This is a genomic window from Sphingobacterium sp. NGMCC 1.201703, from assembly GCF_047784615.1.
Taxonomy (GTDB): domain Bacteria; phylum Bacteroidota; class Bacteroidia; order Sphingobacteriales; family Sphingobacteriaceae; genus Sphingobacterium.
In genome coordinates this window covers 599,081-617,455 of sequence record NZ_JBLOHD010000005.1, presented here as the reverse complement: position 1 = coordinate 617,455, position 18,375 = coordinate 599,081, and the positions used below count along the sequence as shown (strand labels likewise).

The window sequence follows — 18,375 nt, the reverse complement described above, 5'->3', positions numbered from 1 at the left end:
TTATTTAATGGCTTGAGTTAGATTTATGTAGTCCTTTAAATAGGTGCATTCTTTTGAAGCTATATTGAAAAACGGTGTATCCTTATATTGAGTGTTTAGTTCCTTAAAGTACTTATTCTGTAATGAAAAACGGTAGAATGGATTTTTCAAAGGAGAATCATAATATTGCCAACGTGTTTCATCTGTATAAACAAAATCCTTCTGTTCACATTTTGCGAGCATGAATGTACATTTGGCTTTAAATTCTTTATCTGAGCTCAATGAACGGGCCTTGCTATACCATTCTTTTGCTGATTTTGTCTGCAAATAGTTCCGTTTCCAATGGACAGTTGTAGCTGCGTGACTGTCCGAAGAGGCCCAGTCGTAGGAAACCAATGACCATGCGTTCCCATAGGTACTGGTCTGATAAATTCCTGTAGCCATCTGAAAGTAATAATCCGCCTTTTTCTGATTATTTTTCTCGTTTTTTATGCCGTTTTCCAAACGGGCCATGCGTTCGGCATATTTTAGTTTGGTCGTATTCTCTTTTCCGTATTTTTTAGGATAGTCATTGACGGTAACGATGAATGGATTAGGGATAACATCATTTTCATCTTCACTGTACCAATTCTTTATTTCTTTTGTTTTATGGTTTTTAGGTAGTGCTTGCAGTGTTATCGCCGCTTTTTGGAAATCCAGCTCCCGCAAGTATGCAGTACCCAATAGCTCTGTCAGATAATCTCTGTTGAAATGCTTGATATCTTCCAGTAAAAAACGGGATAATGTGTTTTGCTGATTGTTGTCGGATAGTAAAGCTCTTATTTTTAACAATGTTTTAGGTGTGAGACTATTTTCCCAAAAATGCATGGTGGACCATTGCATATTGTCTTCAAGCGAATCTTTCGCGACACCATAATTATAGAAAATATCTGCTTTTACAGCGGCTAAACTTGCCATAGCTGTATCCTGGGTGTTGAGGTAGTGTTTGACGACAAGATTCTGGAGGATATTTCTAGCAATTAAACTGTAATTGCTGTACTCAAAAGCACTATAGCTCCATTCCCTTTTGTTGCTTGAGTTTTTACCGTCCTGTTGGGCCTTTTCCTCCAGCCACGCTAATGTCTTGACCAGTTTTGGTTGATCGATCTGTTTGCTGGTTTGCCAATCGGTTAACTGCGTAAGTAACACGGTAATCTGATATTGATCTGCCAGCTTAGGGTTCAGGTCACTTTCCTTGACCAGGGCAATGTATTTTTTTGCCAGATCATTTTCTTTATTCATCCAACTTAAATAGGCGGCGGTAATCAAGCCGAGCTGCGGTTGGACGTATTTTTTGTCCTGATAAAGGTTTAAAGCAAAATCGCGAAGGGAATCCAAATGTTGTTTAACTGTGTTTTTATCCTCGTTACGGGAATAATAATTATAATTTTCGCCGTAACCAATATAAAAAGACTCATTCATGTCGCCTTCTATTTTGTTCACTTCTCTTCCTAGCAAAACAGCATTAACAGTATTGGCTGGATCAAGCTTGTAACAGGCGTTTAGATATTTCATGGTGCGGTCTCCTGTGCCGAATCCAATGATGGCGTTAATGTTGAAATTGTCTGCAGCATTAGTTGCATATTGAAAAATTTCGGTATCAGAAGCCGTGATATAATGGAAATTTGAGTAGGCCAGAACACGTCTCTCGGGACTTGCGGTGAATAACTTGGAGAAAAGGTATGCTGCTTTGGGGCCATCGCCATTCTTACGGACGGCGCCAGCATAGTTGGAAAGTGCCCAATTTAGAATTGCATCACTCCCTTTAATGGGCTGTAAATATTTTTCGTAGACTGCGATACTTTTAGCATACTCCTGACCAAATAGATATAAGCGGGCGGCCTGATAAGCGTAACGCACAAAAAGGAAGCTGTTTTTTTTATGTTTGTTGATCTGCGTCTCGGCGAGTTCTGCAAAGTGCACAATCTCTTTAAAATTCCGCGTGTCCGGATCCCAGTAATTGTGCTGAACATTTGTAACGGGCTCTTGTTTTTTTGTGAAAACAAAGTACGCTCGCTCGGGTTCGTGTTTACCATCAATTAAGGTTTGTACAAATGTATTTCCTTTGACGGAGTCAGGAAGATTACTCCAAGCAGATTTTTTTTGATTACTAACCAACTCAGTAGTTGCTGAGTCGCTCCTGTACATGAATTGTTCGATATCTTCTGCATTTACTCCAGAACCTAAGTGTTTTGCCCATGCTTCGCTATTAACGAGACTTTCTTGGACTGGAGCTTCTTCCGTATAAAGAAACTGGTAGGGGATGTATTGAAATGCTGAAAACCCGTTATCTTCAAGATTTGGAAGATAATAGGTCGTTTGGTTGTCATAGGGATCCACTTCGGGACCACAAGCGATATTTGTCGCTATTTCTCCGAAGAAAAATGCAAGTGTGCTGCTAGAAAGCACTAATAATTTCCTGTAACTCGGCATTGCCATGATTTGCTAAAGTAGCTTGGTCTAAATGATAAAAAATAATCTGATGTTTTTTTCCTTTCAATTCCCCTCTCAAAAATTTTGCCGTTTGTAAGAGATCGTTTTTTGTTACCTTCTCAAACCGTACGATATCTCCTCTTTTGAGGTTTGCCTTAGGGAGGTCAACCTTTAAAATATATAAGCTACTGTTCGGATTAGGGGTAAATAAAGCCTTATTATTGATGTCCTGCTCGCTAATATATTTTGAAATGCCGATATAACTATTGTTTCTAAAAACCACAAACCATTGAAATAGGGGAAGTGCAATGTCCATTTCCATTGGATAATTACGTAGTGTCCCATTTAAATAAGTGTTTAGATCCTGTTGATTTAGAATTGAATTTTGGTTCCCAAACTGGCGTAGGTTGCCCATGTTGTAGCACATTAAGGTCACTTTCTTTACTGGAGGGATTCCACTTGTTAGGGTATTCTTCACTTGATGTAGCCTTAATGTTGAGCTGACAACAACATTCTTTAAATCTGGTAATTCCTGTATGTAATTGAGCAAATAAAAGAATTTGTCCCGTGAGCTCTGTGTCCAGTCACAATCCAGTTGTAACTCGTTGAATTTTTCTTTACCAGCCTGCTTCACTTTCGCGGTGACAAATGGAACAATCTTACTGGCTAAGGCTCTTATCTGTAGGCTGTCCATTTCCGCAAAAATGCGTTGATTGATAAATACAACCGGTATTATCGATTGTTCTTTAGGGACTTGCTGGGAAAAGGTGACTGGACTAATGGGAACAGCCTGAACACCCGAAGGGTCAAAATCTATATCCATAATCCGTATATAGATAGACTGTGCAGCGACTTCTTTTAGCGCCCGTTGTTCTATCGTGTCAAGTTGAAAAACCGTTTTCCAAAAATAGAAAGCTGTTTCGGGTTTTGAATTTGAACAAGAATTGAATATAAGTAGCCAAAACGGTACAAGAAATAAGAGAAGTCGAGTTCGGAGCTGCATATTTGCTTTATTTAATCGTATTTGAAAACAAAAGGGGAATTGATCTTGTTTGCTATTCAATAAATAAAGACTAAATTACAAAGAGATTGTGACTTTATGAAGCCTATTTTTAAGTGGATCATTGGAATCGTTGTGTTTATCCTTCTAGCCTTGACTGGGGGTATTATGTATTTTAGCAATAAATGGAAGCCGATGTTGGATGCTAAAATAAAACAATTGGTTTTGCAAGCTACGGACGGTCTTTACAAGGTCCACTATGACGATATACATGTTAATCTGGCGCTGGGCAATCTAACTATTGATAACCTTCATTTAATTCCAGATAGTACAGTGTATAAGAAATTGAAGCTTATGAAAAAAGCTCCGGACAACCGTTATGCTATCATCATCAACAAGCTTAAGATTAAAAGTTTTGGTATCCGTAAGGTACTGATGGATAAGGAGCTTTTCCTGCACGATGTTACTGTAGATACACCTACAATACATGTTATAAACGAGGTGCATAGTTATAACGATACGGTGAGCCAAGGCCCTAAAAAACCATTATACGAAAAGATAAAAGATAACTTAAAGAAGATTCATGTTGAAGCCATCAATCTGAATGATATTGATTTTAAATATACGCAGGTACAAAAGGGGGTACATCAGGATTTTGAAATAAAAAAAGTTAAAGTGCGGATTGATGATGTTCTTATTGATTCGACATCAGGACAGGATAAAGAGCGCTTTTATCATACCAAAATGATCGACATCGAAGTACCAGGCTTTACCTATAAAACTCCAGACGGATTTTATAAAATCAACTTTGATAAGCTCAAGATCAATAGCAAAGAAAGAAATGTCCTGTTGACTAAAGTAGCCTATCAGCCGACTTTGAACAAAGCCACCTATTATAAGAAGAAGGGAGAAGGCGGGAGTTATGTCGTTTTTAAAATGGACACATTGCAGTTGACGGAGTTTAATTTCGGACAGCTTTCTAGAGATAAAAAAGTTTATGCACAAAAAGCATTCTTAAAAAATGGGCATCTTTCTATTTATAGTGATAAGCATTATAAGAGTCCTGCTACCCGGCAGATTGGAAATGCACCACACATGAAATTGATGCAGATGTCGACCAGGTTGGGAATTGATTCACTTATTTTGGATAATGTCGGCATTTCTTATTCGGAGATGAGCGATAAATATAGCCAAATAGGAACGATTACTTTTGACCATACCTATGGTACGATATTAAATGTAACGAACGATTCGACAAAGTTGAGCAAACAAAAATTGATGCGTGCTAATCTAAGTACTAATTTTATGAATTCAGGAAAGCTGTTGGCAAATTTTGTTTTTGATATGACCTCCAAGGTTGGGGCTTATACCTACAAAGGGAGTCTAGGGCAGATGGATTTAACAGTGGTCAATAAAATGATCCGGCCTTTGCTGAATGTTGAGGTTAAATCTGGCAATTTGAGACAGATTGTATTTGATATTTGGGCTAATGATTACCGGAGTAAAGGAACCTTTAAGATGGATTATAACGACCTAAAAGTTAATATACTTTCTGAAACCGGTGACGATGGACGAAGAGAAAAGAAGGGCTTCCTTTCATTTATGGTCAATCAGGTTTTGTTCAATCCCGGCAACCCAGATCTGTATGGCAAATACACTGTCGGGCATATCAACAAACATCGGGATCCCTATCATCCATTTTTCAAGGCTATGTGGCAAAGTTTGCTGATGGGCATTAAACAATGTGTTGGTTTAGGGCCAGAGCGTGAAGCTAAATTGATGAATACCGCGGATCGCGTGGAGAAGGTTGTAAGTGGCGTGGAGAAAGCGAAGAAATTATTTTCCGGAATATTTAAAAAACATAAAACGGCTGAAGAGTTATTAAAAGAAGAGAAAGAAGAAGAGGCAAAAGCAGCTGCTAAAATAGAGGAAAAACGAAAAAGGGACCGGGAGAAAGCTGAAAAGGAATTGGAGAAAGAGCATCCTGGAGAGTAAGGAGGTGACGATATAAACCTGTAGAGTCCGTTTCACGTGAAAATAACCTGCCTATTGGGGAGAAGATGTAGATAGGTTTTGAATAAAGGCAAATTTATCTTAGTTTGCGGTTTATAATGATAGATTCTATATTAAGTTTTGTTCGATTTGTTTTCAAATATAAAAACGGTCTAGTAGATAAGATCATGTTTTACACCAGCATGGTTTGTGCTGCGATCGTCATATTTAATGTGGGTTATGTAACAGATCCGGACTTGGGTGTGCTACTTGGCAAGACAATCCATTACTTGTTTTTTACACTTTTTTTTATGATTGCATTACGGGAGTCGTCTTCCATCTATGCATTAAGAAAAATTGCCGTTGAGCATTATTCAGGTCTACTTATTCTCATTTATTTTATTTTTATTTTGATAGCCCGTTTTGCGGGAATTGAATCGCTTTCTGTTTTTTCCCGCGAACAATGGATTTACTTGGGTATCTATATTATTTTTATTGCTGAGCTATCCAAAAGTACCCTCTTTTTCGATAATTTTTATTTTAATCCAACTATACTTTTCGTCATTAGTTTTCTGGTCCTTATTCTGATAGGAACAGTCCTGTTGATGTTGCCACGGACAACAACGGAAGCCCCGCTCAGTTTTGTTGATGCCTTGTTTATGTCGACTAGTGCAGTCTGTATAACGGGCTTGTCTGTGGCCGATATTTCGACCAACTTTAGTATGTTTGGCCAGACGGTTATTATTGTATTGATACAGGTTGGGGGATTGGGAATTATGACCTTTACCGGATTCTTTGGCTATTTTTTCTCTGGTGGATTTTCATTTAAAAACCAGTTGATGTTTGGTGAAATATTGGGCGAGAATAAGGTGGCCTCAGTGATCAAAACCTTGCTGACCATGATATTCATTACGTTATTGTTTGAGTTTCTTGGCGCCGTATTGATTTTTAGCACGTTGGAGAGAGGTAATTTCCCTAATATGGGGAGTATGGTTTTCTTTTCAATCTTTCACTCTATTTCTTCATTTTGTAATGCCGGATTCTCCATTTTATCAGGAGGAATTACAAACGAAGCCTATAAATTCAACTATTCCTTTCAGCTTGCGCTGTCTTCATTATTCATTCTTGGTGGGCTCGGTTTCGGTATTGTGCTGAACTTCTATACTTATATAAAAGAGTTTATACTGCTTTGGTATCATCGCTTGATTACGAAGAAAAGCTACAAGCATAAAGCGTGGAGCTTTAGTTTTAATTCCAAATTGGTGTTGCTCTGTAATGCGATTATAATTGTTGCAGCAACGCTGTTTTTTTATTTTTTGGAACGGAAGAATACACTTTCTTTGGAAAGAGTTATTGACGGTGAATGGGCTACATCTTTTTTTATGGCCAATGCCGCACGCTCAGCGGGTTATAATAGCATTGACCTGAGTTTTGTTGGCGCTCCGACTATTTTCCTGATTATGGTATTGATGTGGGTGGGGGCATCTCCGGGATCTACTGGAGGCGGTGTAAAAGTAACAACGGTGGCGCTTACTTTTATGAATATCATATCCTTGGCAAAGGGAAAGGAATACATTGAAATTTTTAAGCGGAGAATTGCGAGTGAATCCGTTAATAAAGCTTTTGCGATAATCCTATTGTCATTCTTTGTGGTTGGGCTAAGTTTTTTCCTCCTTATTTTTACTGACCCAGACAAAAGTATGAAGGATTTACTTTTTGAATCCTTATCTGCATATACAACCTGTGGGTTGAGTTTAGGTGTAACTCCTTCCTTAAGTATGGGTGGAAAATTGATCATTGTAGTAACCATGCTGGTCGGCCGTGTAGGCATGTTAACTTTGTTGGTTGCATTTATTAAAAATACAACCCGAAAGAATATTATATTCCCGGAGGAAAAGATCCTGTTTTAATTGTATTCTTTATTCATACATAAATAGGGGAATGAAGAGAAAGAGGTTGATTTAATAGTATACGCTGTGATTATACTTGTAAATACAATAAATTTATCTTAGTTTGAGTTATGAAGTATATTGTTTTGGGATTAGGACATTTTGGGCGTTCATTGGGTGTTCATCTTACTGAACTCGGCCATGAAGTGATTGGAGCAGATAAAAGTTTAAATATAGTGGAACAGCTCAAAGATAAAATCACGCATACCGTATGTTTGGATACAACTGATCGGGAGGCTGTATCTTCACTGCCCTTGAAAGATGCGCATGCTGTCATTGTTGCTATTGGGGAAGATGAGGGGGCTTCTCTTATGACTGTTGCACTTTTAAAGCAATTAAAAGTAAAGCGTATAATTGGTCGTATTGTCTCCGATTTGCAGAAAACGGTTCTGGAAGCCATGGAGATCAATGAGTATATTATGCCGGAAGAAGAGGCGGCTGAGCGCTTGGCGATGCGATTGGACAATATTGATATCGTTGACTCCTTTAAGGTTTCAGATCGATATTCAATTGTCGAAACAAAGGTTCCACAGCGTTATATTGGTATGACGCTGCGTGAGGCTAATCTGACGAATCTTTATAAAATTATTGTACTGACGACAGTAAAAATTACAGAAACGAAAAAAGACGGAATCACCAAGGAACAAAAAGAAGCATCTGGTATTGCCACATCTGAAACAGTAATGGCGGAAGGGGATATTTTAGTTGTTTTTGGCGAATTATCCGATATCAATAAGTTAATTCAAAAAGGAGAATAAAATTATGTTATTAACAACAACAAGTGTTATCGAGGGACACCAGATCGATCGTTATCTAGGGATTGTTTCTTCAGAGGTCGTTTTGGGGGCGAATGCCATTAAAGATATGATGGCTGGCTTTAGAGATTTTTTTGGTGGTCGATCCAATTCCTATGAACGTGCCTTTCAGGAGACTCGTGAGGCAGCATTACGTGAGTTAGAAGATCGGGCGAAGGCTTTGGGAGCAGATGCGGTCGTTGGCGTGAGATTGGATTTCCAGACCGTTGGAACCGGGGGGATGATGATGGTAGGTGCAACAGGAACTGCCGTAAAAATGAAATAACGGAAAGTGAAAGCCCTAAATATTTAGGGCTTTTATTTTCGCTAAGAATGTATGGGACCTTGCCAAAGGTTATATTCGAGGTATTTGTGATTCGGAGCATATCCTAGATCTTGAAATTTCTATGATCGTTCCTCTCGTGATCCAGAAGTGGTACCTTGAAATAGATTGCGTATAATTATAATTGTATATAAAAACAAATTTATCTAAGTTTGGCTTTTAAGACTTTTAAACAACCTAAGAGGATAAATGAAAAATTGGTTTAAGGCGAATTCAGCACATTTGATCGTTATTGCGGTATTTATTGCGCTCGTATTTTTTTATTTCACACCTGTTTGGCAGGGAAAGACACTTGCCCAATCGGATGTAGTACAGGCGCAAGCTGGACAAAAGGAATTATTTGATTATAAAGCCAAAGATGGCAAGGCGCCTTTATGGACGAATTCCATGTTTGGAGGAATGCCGACCTATCAGATCTGGCAGGCGAACGAAAATAACATTGGTACCTATGTGCTAAAAGCTGTCAAATTTGTTTTTCCGAGCCCGATGGATACGGTATTGTTTTATCTTCTGGGCGCCTACTTTCTTTTTAGCGTATTACGCATCAAACCCTGGCTTGCAGCAGTGGGTGCGGTTGCGATCGCATTTACCTCATATAACTTTATTTATATAGAGGCAGGACATATCACGAGAGCAAATGCGATCGCCTTTATACCACCTGTTATTGCTGCGGTGGTCATGTGTTATCGGGGGAGCAGGTTGTGGGGGCCAGTGCTACTGGCGTTATTCCTTTCCCTGGAAATTCGTGTCAACCACTTACAAACGACCTATTACTTGTTAATGGCGTTGATGGTATACGTTATTTTTATCTTGGTTGATGCAGTCAAACAAAAACAATTAAAGGAGTTTTTTGTCGCGTCAGGCAGACAGGTGATTGCAGTTATCATTGCTTTGATGGTAAACGCCTCTATTTTATTACCTACCTGGGAGTACAGTAAGTTGAGTACCCGAGGGCATGCTAATATTACGAAAGTTGATAATAATAGTACAAAGGAAAAAGGGCTTGATAAGGAGTATGCCTATGAATGGAGCCAAGGTATTGGCGAGACCATGACCTTCATGATCCCTAATGCTTATGGCGGGGCCAGTGGCGGACAGTTGGGCGAAAAGTCTCATGTGGCGAAATTCTTTATGGAAAAAGGAGGGGCGTCTGAAATTCAGGCTGGACAGATGGCGCAAGGCATGCCAACCTATTGGGGAGACAAACGCTTTACATCGGGGCCATGGTATTTTGGGGCCGGTGTTTTTTTCTTGTTTATATTAGGACTTGTCATTGTTAAAAACCGTTTTAAATGGTGGATATTAACGACTACAATATTAGCATTGCTTTTGTCTTTTGGAAAGAATTTCACGTTGGTCTCTGATTTATTCTTTGATTATTTCCCAATGTACAATAAATTTAGGGCTGTTGAATCCATCCTGGTTCTTGTTTCAATCACGGTTCCAATGATGGCTATTCTGACGGTAAACGAATTGTTGACACGGGCTAAAGAAATTCCAAATCTAGAGAAGAAAGTGCTCTATACTTTTGCAGGTGTGGGCGGCGTCTGTCTATTAATCGGCGTAATGCCGGATCTGTTCTTAAACTTCAGAAATGCTGGTCATAATAATTTAATAGAGTCATTCACCCAACAGATTGGCGATAAGTCTTTTGCTACAGAGCTGGCCAACCAATTGGTTTTGGATCGTAAGGATATCGCAAGTAAAGATGCTTACCGCTCCTTTGTGATTATTTTGCTTACATTCGGACTTGTTTGGTTTTACCTTAAGAAAAAGCTTAATGAAGGTGTTTTATTGGGTACCCTGCTTATCTTGTTCTTATTCGATTTGTGGAGCGTAGATAAACGCTTTTTGAATGATAAATCCTTTATGGAGAAAGGCGCGACTGCACAGCAGGTGTTTCAGCAACGCGAAGTTGATCAATTGATCTTGATGGATAAGGATCTGAGTTATCGCGTCCTTGATTTGACGACTGATCCATTTTCTGATGCCCGCCCTTCGTATTTCCATAAATCGTTAGGAGGCTACCATGCGGCTAAATTAATGCGTTTTCAGGAAATCTTGGAGAACCAATTCAATGGAGCGCTCAATGAAGATGTGCTGGATATGTTCAATGTACGTTATTTGATCACAACAGATCCTCAGAATCAATCGCAACGTATTATGCGACGGAGCACTGCAGCTGGAAATGCTTGGTTTGTAGACAAGGTGACTTTTGTAAAAGGAAATGCGGAGGAAATGCAAGCGATCAGCTCTTTTGATCCACGTAAAGAAGCTTTTGTGAATCAACAATACCAGAATGAAATCAAAGCAAAAACTTCGAGCGCGGCTACAACAGGGGAAATTAAACTGACATCGTATCATCCTGATAAAATGCAGTATGAATATACAGCTACCAATGACGCATTTGCGGTATTCTCTGAAGTGTTTTATGATAAAGGATGGAAGGCTTATGTCGATGGAAAGGAAATTCCAATTATCCGGGCAGATTATTTGTTGAGAGCCTTACAGTTGCCATCAGGAACACATAAAGTCGAATTTATCTTTGATCCAGAATCACATAAAATGGGTAATCTTTTGACTCTAATATCGTCGATTATCCTTGGATTAGGAGTAGCAGCAGCAGCGTATTTCTCACTACGGGAGACAAAAAAATAAACAGCTGCATAGCAAGCTGTTTATTTTAAAGGTTGAAGCTTTAGAATAATTTGAGCTGTGGATCAGTTATTCTAAAGCTTTTTCTATGGTGCGGTGTTGAACCATACTCGAGGACTGCAGTCCGATGCTTTACAGTCGGATAACCTTTATTATTGAGCCAATCATAAGCCGGGTAATCCGAAGCAAGGTTGTCCATATATTCGTCACGGTAGGTTTTTGCCAGAATGGAAGCTGCTGCAATAGATAGATATTTTCCGTCCCCTTTGATAATGCAGGAATGCGGAATGGCCTGATAAGGAATAAATCTGTTCCCGTCCACAATGATATATTCCGCTTTTATTTGTAGCATATCCAGCGCTTTGTGCATGGCAAGATAACTGGCATTGTGAATGTTGATGCGGTCAATTTCTTCCGCTGAGACACTAGCTACCGCATAGGCAAGTGCTTCTCGTTCAATAATTGGGCGTAATGCCATCCGTTTTTTTTCGCTTAATTTTTTCGAATCGTTGAGCAGCTCATGATGGTAATCAGCAGGGAAAATTACCGCTGCGGCAAAGACTGGTCCTGCCAAACAACCTCTGCCTGCCTCGTCACATCCAGCTTCGACCTGTCGATTTTGATAATAGGATAGTAGCATCTTCTAGTTCTGTAAATGAACGAAAGTACAAATAAAATTAGAGTTATGCATTGTAACTTCTGTGTGAATAATGCCCTTTTACATTAATTAACACTAATAATATCTTCTTTTGTAAAGATTTAGGATGTGCTCGTGTGTACATGGTGAAAGCGTGGAATGGGTTAAACGAAAACGAGATCATTCGGTCAAATAATTTGTCAATTATAGAAATATAAAAATAGATGTTATGAGAGGCTATATGCTTTTTTTGTTGAGTATGTTAACTGGATGGACTGTATATGGCCAGACGAGAAGCGTACAAGGAATGTTAAAAGATGATAAAAACCGCGTTATTGCAGGAGCGACTGTTAAGTTGACTTCAAAACTGGATTCCATGGTTGCGGGTTCAAATATGGCTGGGGTTTTTATATTCGATAAGATCAAGGCGGATACGTTTAAGATTACTGTTTCTAATTTGGGATTTGAACGTTTTGAAAAGGAGTTTGGCTTTCCAAAGGGGGAGACAAAATACATTATTCCGAGCCTGACTTTACAGCAGAATTCTCAGATGCTTGAAGAGGTCGTTGTGGATGGCGTGCCGACAGTGGTCGTGAAAAGTGATACGCTGGAGTACACGATGAAGGATCTGAAGTTGCGCGAAGGATCCGTTGCGGAAGATGCATTAAAAAAATTGCAGGGCGTGGAAGTTGATAAAGATGGGAATGTTACCGCACAAGGGGAATCCGTAAAACGGGTACGTATCAATGGAAAAGATTTTTTTGGTGGCGATGTAAAAACAGCCACGCAAAATCTCCCGGCTAATATTATCCAAAAGATGCAAATCATTGACGATTATGGTGATATGGCTAATGTAACGGGGAATAAGAACGGAGATTCCGAAAAGGTTCTGAATATTCAGATTGACCCCAAATATAATCAGGGGCATATGACAACGCTTCGTGCCGGTTATGGTACTGAAGACCGTTATCAGGCAACAGGAATGTGGATGGGGATGCGTGAAGGGGAGCAGATTTCTGTGCTCGGAAATTTAAACAATACCAATGCACCCCTGTTTGATTTCAACACAACAGGCGGTGGAGCTCGTCGAGGTCAAGGCGGTGGAGGACGTCGTGGTGGTATGTTTGGTGGCTCTGATGGTCTTACAAAAATAGGCTCTATTGGACTGAATTTTCGTAAAGATTTTTCAGATAAGCTGACCGCGTACGGAAGTTATAGTTATAGCCATAGCAATAACACGACGCTTTCACAAAGATATATCGTGAATGCAACACCGGGCCGATCGCAAGCCGACAGCGCGGATGCAAATTCCAATACGATTGGGGGGAACCATCGTTTTGAGGCTAACGTGGAGTGGAAACCGACTGCGAAAGACTATATTAAGATTGTGCCGCAATTTGGTTATGATGAGGGAGATAATAATGCGATAACCAATTCCATTACTTATTTAAGTAATGTTTTGGATAATAAGCAAGAACTAACAACTGGAACAAACTCCACCGCGCCAAGGTTTGGGATCAGTGGTTTATATAACCGTAAATTGAACGATAATGGACGCAATTTATTTTTCAATTTCAATTACAATAATGCCAAAACAGATAAAGACGTAAATCAGATACTCGATAGGTACATTTCTGATCCGTCCAATATCAACCAACCCATGAGTAACATTTACCAACGTACGGTTCAGGATGCGATAAATAAGAGCTGGAATGCAGGAGCTTCGGTAAATTATACTGAACCGCTATCCAAAAATGGAAAACTAGAGGTAACTTATGATTTTAACAAAAATAAATACGATAACAATATTACTCAAAAGGGATATGATAGAGATAACAATATTATTGAAAATGCATTTGAAAACGCAAAGTTAAATCTGGACTACAGCTATGATTATGCTTTTGTAACCCATAAGATTGGAGCCAACTATTTATTTAGCAATGATAAGCTGACCTACTCAGTCGGTGTGGCTGGGCAGCCCTCTCATTTAAATGGATCAGCGATTAACTCGGGAGAGATTATTCCGATTTCCCGTAATAATATGAACTGGATGCCAATTGCGCGTTTTGAATATAAATTCTCTCGTCAATCGAATCTAACAGTGAACTATTCTGGATCACCTACAGAACCCAGTGTATCGCAAATATTGCCTTATAATCTGAGTACAAGTTCGACCAATATCGTTTATGGAAACGCGAATCTAAACCCAGAATTTAATCATCAATTGAATTTAAGATTCCGTAAAAACGATTTTCAAAAGGGGAATAATTTCTTTGTATTCCTCAATGGCTCAATGGCGGATAATAAAATTGTTAGTTTAAACAAATCATACTATGGTCCTATCCAGAAGGATCCAACCACTGGAAAAATTGACTCGGCATTAATCTCAGAGACACGTTATCTGAATGAGACCGAAGATCGTCCGTATGCGATCAACTCATTTTACCATTATGGTAAATCGTGGAAGGAAAAAACGTTTAATGTCATGTTGATGGGAGGAATTTCGGTGAATAAAACCATTGGCTATTCTTCTATCGATGAGAATGATAATATCGGACAGAAAAATGTTGCCCGTAATTTTGTCCTGACCCAAGGACTAATGTTTCGTTACAACCCATCCGAGAATTTGGAAATTAATCCGGGTGTTCGTTACCAATTTACGCACACGCAAAATAGTTTATTACAGCGGAATAGCGATATTCAGACATGGACACCAACGTTGATCGGTTCATACAATATTTTGAAGAATACGATTTTTGGGGCCGATCTTTCTAAATCTTTCAATCAAGGTTATGGTCAAGGATTGTCTTCCAACCCGTTCATTATCAATACCTATGTGGAACAAAGATTTTTAAAAGATCAGCGCGGTACATTGCGCTTGCAAGCATTTGATTTATTAAACCAACAAACGAATCTGTCTCGTACTGTAGATGGCTTCTTAACGACGGATAGCCGCACCAACCGTTTGGGACGTTATTTTATGGTCTTGTTTACCTATAAATTCCAAAAATTTGCGATGGGCAATCCGCAAGGAGGGGATGATTTTCATGGTGGGATGAGAAGACCCCGGATGTAAGTAGAATAAAAGCTAACTAAAAAACGGTTATAGTGATTTCGCTATGACCGTTTTGCGTTTAAAAATCCCTAGTTTTGCTGAAATTGTAACAAGGGGTCAGTTTGACCAATAGTATAACTATACTAGGAAACTATTGTGGCAATAATGCGCGAATTGTAGCCCATATAGGATCTTTTTGCTAATTAACATAAACAGGAAAAGATTGGTCGGTCTGGGGGGTGGGAAATAAATGAGGATGAGCGATCAATGAGAGAAATTTCAAAAACTGAATGGAGTACGAAATCATCAGACTTTCAAATGGAATCCGTGCGGTATTCCAATATCAAAATTTGCCAGTGACGCATGTGTGCATGGTAATCAATGCAGGCTCCCGCGACGAATCGGAGGGCAAGTTCGGCGTTGCTCATTTTATTGAACATCTTTTATTTAAACGAACTGAGACGCGTTCAACGAAACAGATTATCGATCATCTGGAGTCTGTTGGCGGAGACCTGAATGCTTATACAACAAAAGAATATACCTGTGTCCATGCGTCTGTACTGCGACCGTATCTCAATCGAGCGCTGGATCTATTTGAGGATATTTTCTTCCATTCTACTTTTCCTGAAGTGGAGATGGATAAGGAAAAATCGGTAATTGTTGATGAAATGGCCTCTTATCTTGATAGTCCGGAAGAATCGATTGTCGATGATTTCGAAGATCTTGTGTTTAAGGGGTCGGGTTTAGGACATAATATATTGGGGCTTGAAGATCAGCTCCTGGCGTTACAGAAAAACGATATTACGGATTTTATGCGGTCCAACTATGACACACACGAGATGGTCATAGGAATCACGGGCAACTACAGTCTAAAGGAGGTTGAAAAGTTGCTACAGAAGACATTTGGAGGAATCGTGCAACATACTGTTTCTCGTTTCAGAAATGATGTAAAACCCCTTGTCGCCGAAAATATTGAAATTCCCAAACCCATTAATCAGGTGCACTTTATGCTCGGATCATTGGCTTACGATTATCGTGATGAGCGTAAGACAGGGTTATTGCTCTTAAATAATATGCTAGGCGGTATGGGAATGGGGTCGGTCCTGAACCTCTCCATCCGAGAAAAATACGGAATTGCCTATACCATTGAATCCAATTACACAATCTTTTCGGATACTGGACTATTTAGCATCTATCTGGGGACCGATGAGGAAAAGGTTGAAAAGGCGAAAAAACTTGTTTTTAAAGAGCTTTACAAGATGTGTGAACAGCCACTTTCCGAAATCAAATTGAAGAAAGCTAAACAGAAATTTATTGGCCAAATTGCCCTGACAGAGGAAAATAGGATGAGTATGATTATTTCGGCGGCGAAGAATGTGATGGATTATGACCGCGTTATATTATTGGATGAGGTAATCGAGAAAATACAGCATTTAGATAACACTAGTCTTTTAGCCATTGCCCAGGATGTTTTTGACCCTCGGAAGATGCTGTCACTGAGTTTTGTCCCCGAAGATTAATATTTGATAGAATTCTATATATTTGCGGTTACGTAATTCTTAACTATGAAAACGGTCTTACGAGTTCTCATTCGCCATTAAAGAAAAAAATATAATAATGAAAACAGCATATGTATTTCCTGGTCAAGGAGCCCAATTTGTTGGGATGGGTCAAGACCTATATAATTTAAATGAAGAAACAAAAGCTTTGTTTGAGAAAGCCAACGATATTTTAGGTTTTCGTATCACGGATATTATGTTTTCCGGTACGGACGAAGAGTTGAAACAAACTAATGTAACGCAACCTGCAATTTTTCTGCATTCTGTTATTTTAGCCAAAGCTTTGGGAGACTCATTTCAGCCAGATATGGTGGCAGGACACTCCTTAGGTGAGTTTTCAGCATTGGTTGCAGCAGGAGCTTTGAGTTTCGAAGATGGATTGAAATTGGTATCCCAACGTGCGAATGCCATGCAAAAGGCCTGTGAACTGCAACCTTCAACAATGGCCGCAATTTTGGGCTTAGAAGATGCTGTTGTAGAAGAAATTTGCGCTAAAGTGGATGAAGTGGTTGTCGCGGCGAATTACAATTGTCCTGGACAATTGGTTATTTCGGGATCGATTGAAGGTGTAGATAAAGCCTGTGCCTTGTTGACCGAAGCTGGAGCGAAAAGAGCTTTAAAATTAAATGTTGGTGGTGCATTCCATTCGCCATTGATGGAATCAGCTAAAGTAGAGTTACAAGCTGCCATCGAAGCGACTGATATTTTATCTCCAAGATGTCCTATTTATCAAAATATTGATGCAAAGCCACAAACGGAACCTGCTATTATTAAACAAAATTTGATTGCGCAGTTGACAGGTGCTGTCCGTTGGACTCAAACGGTGCAGAATATGCTGGAGGATGGTGCTACTGCATTTGTGGAAGTTGGGCCGGGCAATGTTTTGCAAGGTTTGGTGAAGAAAGTCGATCGTCAGGTACAAACTTCGGCAGCTTCCGTAACAGCTTAAGAGTTATCCTAGCTAAAAAATATCAAGGGTCGATTATTCGGCCCTTTTTTATACTTAAAATTTTACCGTGTCTTCCTTACGAAATGCGAATTGAGGGCGGATAAATCTGGCCTTCTAACGGTGCTCGTTCGGTACTTCTTCGGTGATTGTACGGTGCTTGTTCGGTTGCTAGCGTGTAAAATCCGTTGTATTTCCGGCTAGTATCCATTGTTTACCCCAGTAAAGGCCAAACTTAATAATCTACTATACCGACTATTTATCCTTAAACATGCTGTAATGATCTTTCATGACCTGTAAAACGAAATCATTAGGTGTCATTTTTTCGGGATGTTTAACTTCCATAACCGCTTCGAGACGTTGTACCAAGGCTGTCAGTATTCCTACATCTCTCCTGTCAAAAGCCGTCTGATAGACCTCTTTGATGGTATTTGCATCTTTGTCGCTCAACTTAATTACCTGCGGGAATAAAATAGGATGATTTTCAAAGGTCTCTTCATAAATTGTATCACTGAGTTTCAAACTAGGTTTCAAACTGATGACGGATGTCTCTCCGGCAATGTCTCCAATCCGTTGACCATTTTTGGATAAGACAATAGCGGTAATTGCAACACCACCCATTGTCATCCATATATCTACTATTGATAATGTCCATCTTGATAGGTACTGATAAAAGTCAGCACGAGAACCATCGAGCTTCACCACTTTTATTTTCATGATCTTTTTACCGATGGTCTGTCCGCCGAAGGCTGTTTCGGCAATCAAGGTATAAAAAAATGCAGGTAACGTCATCCCCATAATAATACCGTAGAAAAGATAGGGATCCCTACTCGTGATATCTAAGGCATCCAACAGAAACATACAGAAGAAGAAGTAACACACGATAATAAAATAGTCTATTGCAAATGCGATCATCCGCGAACCTAGGCTAGCAAGATTATACTGGATTTTTACATTTTGTGCTGTGTTTATCTCAAGCTTATTCATATATTTG

The 18,375-nt window shown here is 39.4% G+C and carries 12 protein-coding genes; 8 read left to right on the top strand and 4 right to left on the bottom strand.

Translation table 11 applies throughout. From position 1 onward, the window contains the following. Both ACK8HY_RS13515 and ACK8HY_RS13510 read right to left on the bottom strand, forming a co-directional pair. Nucleotides 1–2,457, bottom strand: coding sequence for a hypothetical protein (locus tag ACK8HY_RS13515; protein WP_416133896.1), 2,457 nt, complete (start codon nucleotides 2,455–2,457; stop codon nucleotides 1–3). Continuing rightward, nucleotides 2,417–3,454: a hypothetical protein gene (locus ACK8HY_RS13510; RefSeq protein ID WP_416133895.1), complete on the bottom strand. Its 1,038-nt coding sequence runs from the start codon at nucleotides 3,452–3,454 to the stop codon at nucleotides 2,417–2,419. Before ACK8HY_RS13510 ends, ACK8HY_RS13515 begins: the two co-directional genes overlap by 41 nt. 96 nt (nucleotides 3,455–3,550) lie before the next feature. Here ACK8HY_RS13510 and ACK8HY_RS13505 point away from each other — a divergent pair, with 96 nt between their 5' ends. From ACK8HY_RS13505 to ACK8HY_RS13485, 5 genes are all read left to right on the top strand, one after another. Next, nucleotides 3,551–5,446, top strand: a complete 1,896-nt coding sequence (locus tag ACK8HY_RS13505; protein WP_416133894.1) for a hypothetical protein — start codon at nucleotides 3,551–3,553, stop codon at nucleotides 5,444–5,446. A gap of 185 nt (nucleotides 5,447–5,631) precedes the next feature. After that, a complete protein-coding gene (locus ACK8HY_RS13500; protein ID WP_416133893.1) occupies nucleotides 5,632–7,353 on the top strand; it encodes a TrkH family potassium uptake protein in 1,722 nt (573 codons plus the stop codon). 110 nt (nucleotides 7,354–7,463) lie between these two features. After that, nucleotides 7,464–8,150, top strand: a complete 687-nt coding sequence (locus ACK8HY_RS13495) for a potassium channel family protein (protein WP_416133892.1) — start codon at nucleotides 7,464–7,466, stop codon at nucleotides 8,148–8,150. A 4-nt stretch (nucleotides 8,151–8,154) separates the two neighbouring features. Then, nucleotides 8,155–8,472 (top strand): YbjQ family protein, encoded by a 318-nt coding sequence (locus ACK8HY_RS13490; RefSeq protein WP_077437339.1) that lies wholly within the window; start codon nucleotides 8,155–8,157, stop codon nucleotides 8,470–8,472. A gap of 246 nt (nucleotides 8,473–8,718) precedes the next feature. Beyond that, entirely contained in the window at nucleotides 8,719–11,187 is a 2,469-nt protein-coding gene (locus ACK8HY_RS13485; RefSeq protein WP_416133891.1) for a YfhO family protein, read from the top strand. A gap of 40 nt (nucleotides 11,188–11,227) precedes the next feature. On the opposite strand, the gene ACK8HY_RS13480 is transcribed toward ACK8HY_RS13485, so the two are convergent. After that, nucleotides 11,228–11,824 (bottom strand): ribonuclease HII, encoded by a 597-nt coding sequence (locus ACK8HY_RS13480; RefSeq protein ID WP_077437337.1) that lies wholly within the window; start codon nucleotides 11,822–11,824, stop codon nucleotides 11,228–11,230. A 226-nt stretch (nucleotides 11,825–12,050) separates the two neighbouring features. Here ACK8HY_RS13480 and ACK8HY_RS13475 point away from each other — a divergent pair, with 226 nt between their 5' ends. From ACK8HY_RS13475 to fabD, 3 genes are all read left to right on the top strand, one after another. Further along, nucleotides 12,051–14,897: a TonB-dependent receptor gene (locus ACK8HY_RS13475; protein ID WP_416133890.1), complete on the top strand. Its 2,847-nt coding sequence runs from the start codon at nucleotides 12,051–12,053 to the stop codon at nucleotides 14,895–14,897. Between the two features lie 269 nt (nucleotides 14,898–15,166). After that, nucleotides 15,167–16,396, top strand: a complete 1,230-nt coding sequence (locus tag ACK8HY_RS13470) for a M16 family metallopeptidase (RefSeq protein WP_416133889.1) — start codon at nucleotides 15,167–15,169, stop codon at nucleotides 16,394–16,396. Between the two features lie 97 nt (nucleotides 16,397–16,493). Continuing rightward, on the top strand, nucleotides 16,494–17,384 hold the full coding sequence (fabD, locus tag ACK8HY_RS13465; protein WP_416133888.1) for an ACP S-malonyltransferase: 891 nt from the start codon (nucleotides 16,494–16,496) through the stop codon (nucleotides 17,382–17,384). Nucleotides 17,385–17,636: 252 nt separating this feature from the next. On the opposite strand, the gene ACK8HY_RS13460 is transcribed toward fabD, so the two are convergent. Further along, the gene (locus tag ACK8HY_RS13460) at nucleotides 17,637–18,368 is read right to left on the bottom strand and encodes an RDD family protein (RefSeq protein WP_416133887.1); all 732 of its coding nucleotides are present in this window, start codon (nucleotides 18,366–18,368) and stop codon (nucleotides 17,637–17,639) included. Nucleotides 18,369–18,375 lie beyond the last annotated feature (7 nt).

Excerpts from the sequence above, each read along its gene's own strand:
- ACK8HY_RS13515 (WP_416133896.1), bottom strand. The coding sequence starts at position 2,457 with ATGGCAATGCCGAGTTACAGGAAATTATTAGTGCTTTCTAGCAGCACA.
- ACK8HY_RS13510 (WP_416133895.1), bottom strand. The coding sequence starts at position 3,454 with ATGCAGCTCCGAACTCGACTTCTCTTATTTCTTGTACCGTTTTGGCTA.
- ACK8HY_RS13505 (WP_416133894.1), top strand. The coding sequence starts at position 3,551 with ATGAAGCCTATTTTTAAGTGGATCATTGGAATCGTTGTGTTTATCCTT.
- ACK8HY_RS13500 (WP_416133893.1), top strand. The coding sequence starts at position 5,632 with ATGTTTTACACCAGCATGGTTTGTGCTGCGATCGTCATATTTAATGTG.
- ACK8HY_RS13495 (WP_416133892.1), top strand. The coding sequence starts at position 7,464 with ATGAAGTATATTGTTTTGGGATTAGGACATTTTGGGCGTTCATTGGGT.
- ACK8HY_RS13490 (WP_077437339.1), top strand. The coding sequence starts at position 8,155 with ATGTTATTAACAACAACAAGTGTTATCGAGGGACACCAGATCGATCGT.
- ACK8HY_RS13485 (WP_416133891.1), top strand. The coding sequence starts at position 8,719 with ATGAAAAATTGGTTTAAGGCGAATTCAGCACATTTGATCGTTATTGCG.
- ACK8HY_RS13480 (WP_077437337.1), bottom strand. The coding sequence starts at position 11,824 with ATGCTACTATCCTATTATCAAAATCGACAGGTCGAAGCTGGATGTGAC.
- ACK8HY_RS13475 (WP_416133890.1), top strand. The coding sequence starts at position 12,051 with ATGAGAGGCTATATGCTTTTTTTGTTGAGTATGTTAACTGGATGGACT.
- ACK8HY_RS13470 (WP_416133889.1), top strand. The coding sequence starts at position 15,167 with ATGGAGTACGAAATCATCAGACTTTCAAATGGAATCCGTGCGGTATTC.
- fabD (WP_416133888.1), top strand. The coding sequence starts at position 16,494 with ATGAAAACAGCATATGTATTTCCTGGTCAAGGAGCCCAATTTGTTGGG.
- ACK8HY_RS13460 (WP_416133887.1), bottom strand. The coding sequence starts at position 18,368 with ATGAATAAGCTTGAGATAAACACAGCACAAAATGTAAAAATCCAGTAT.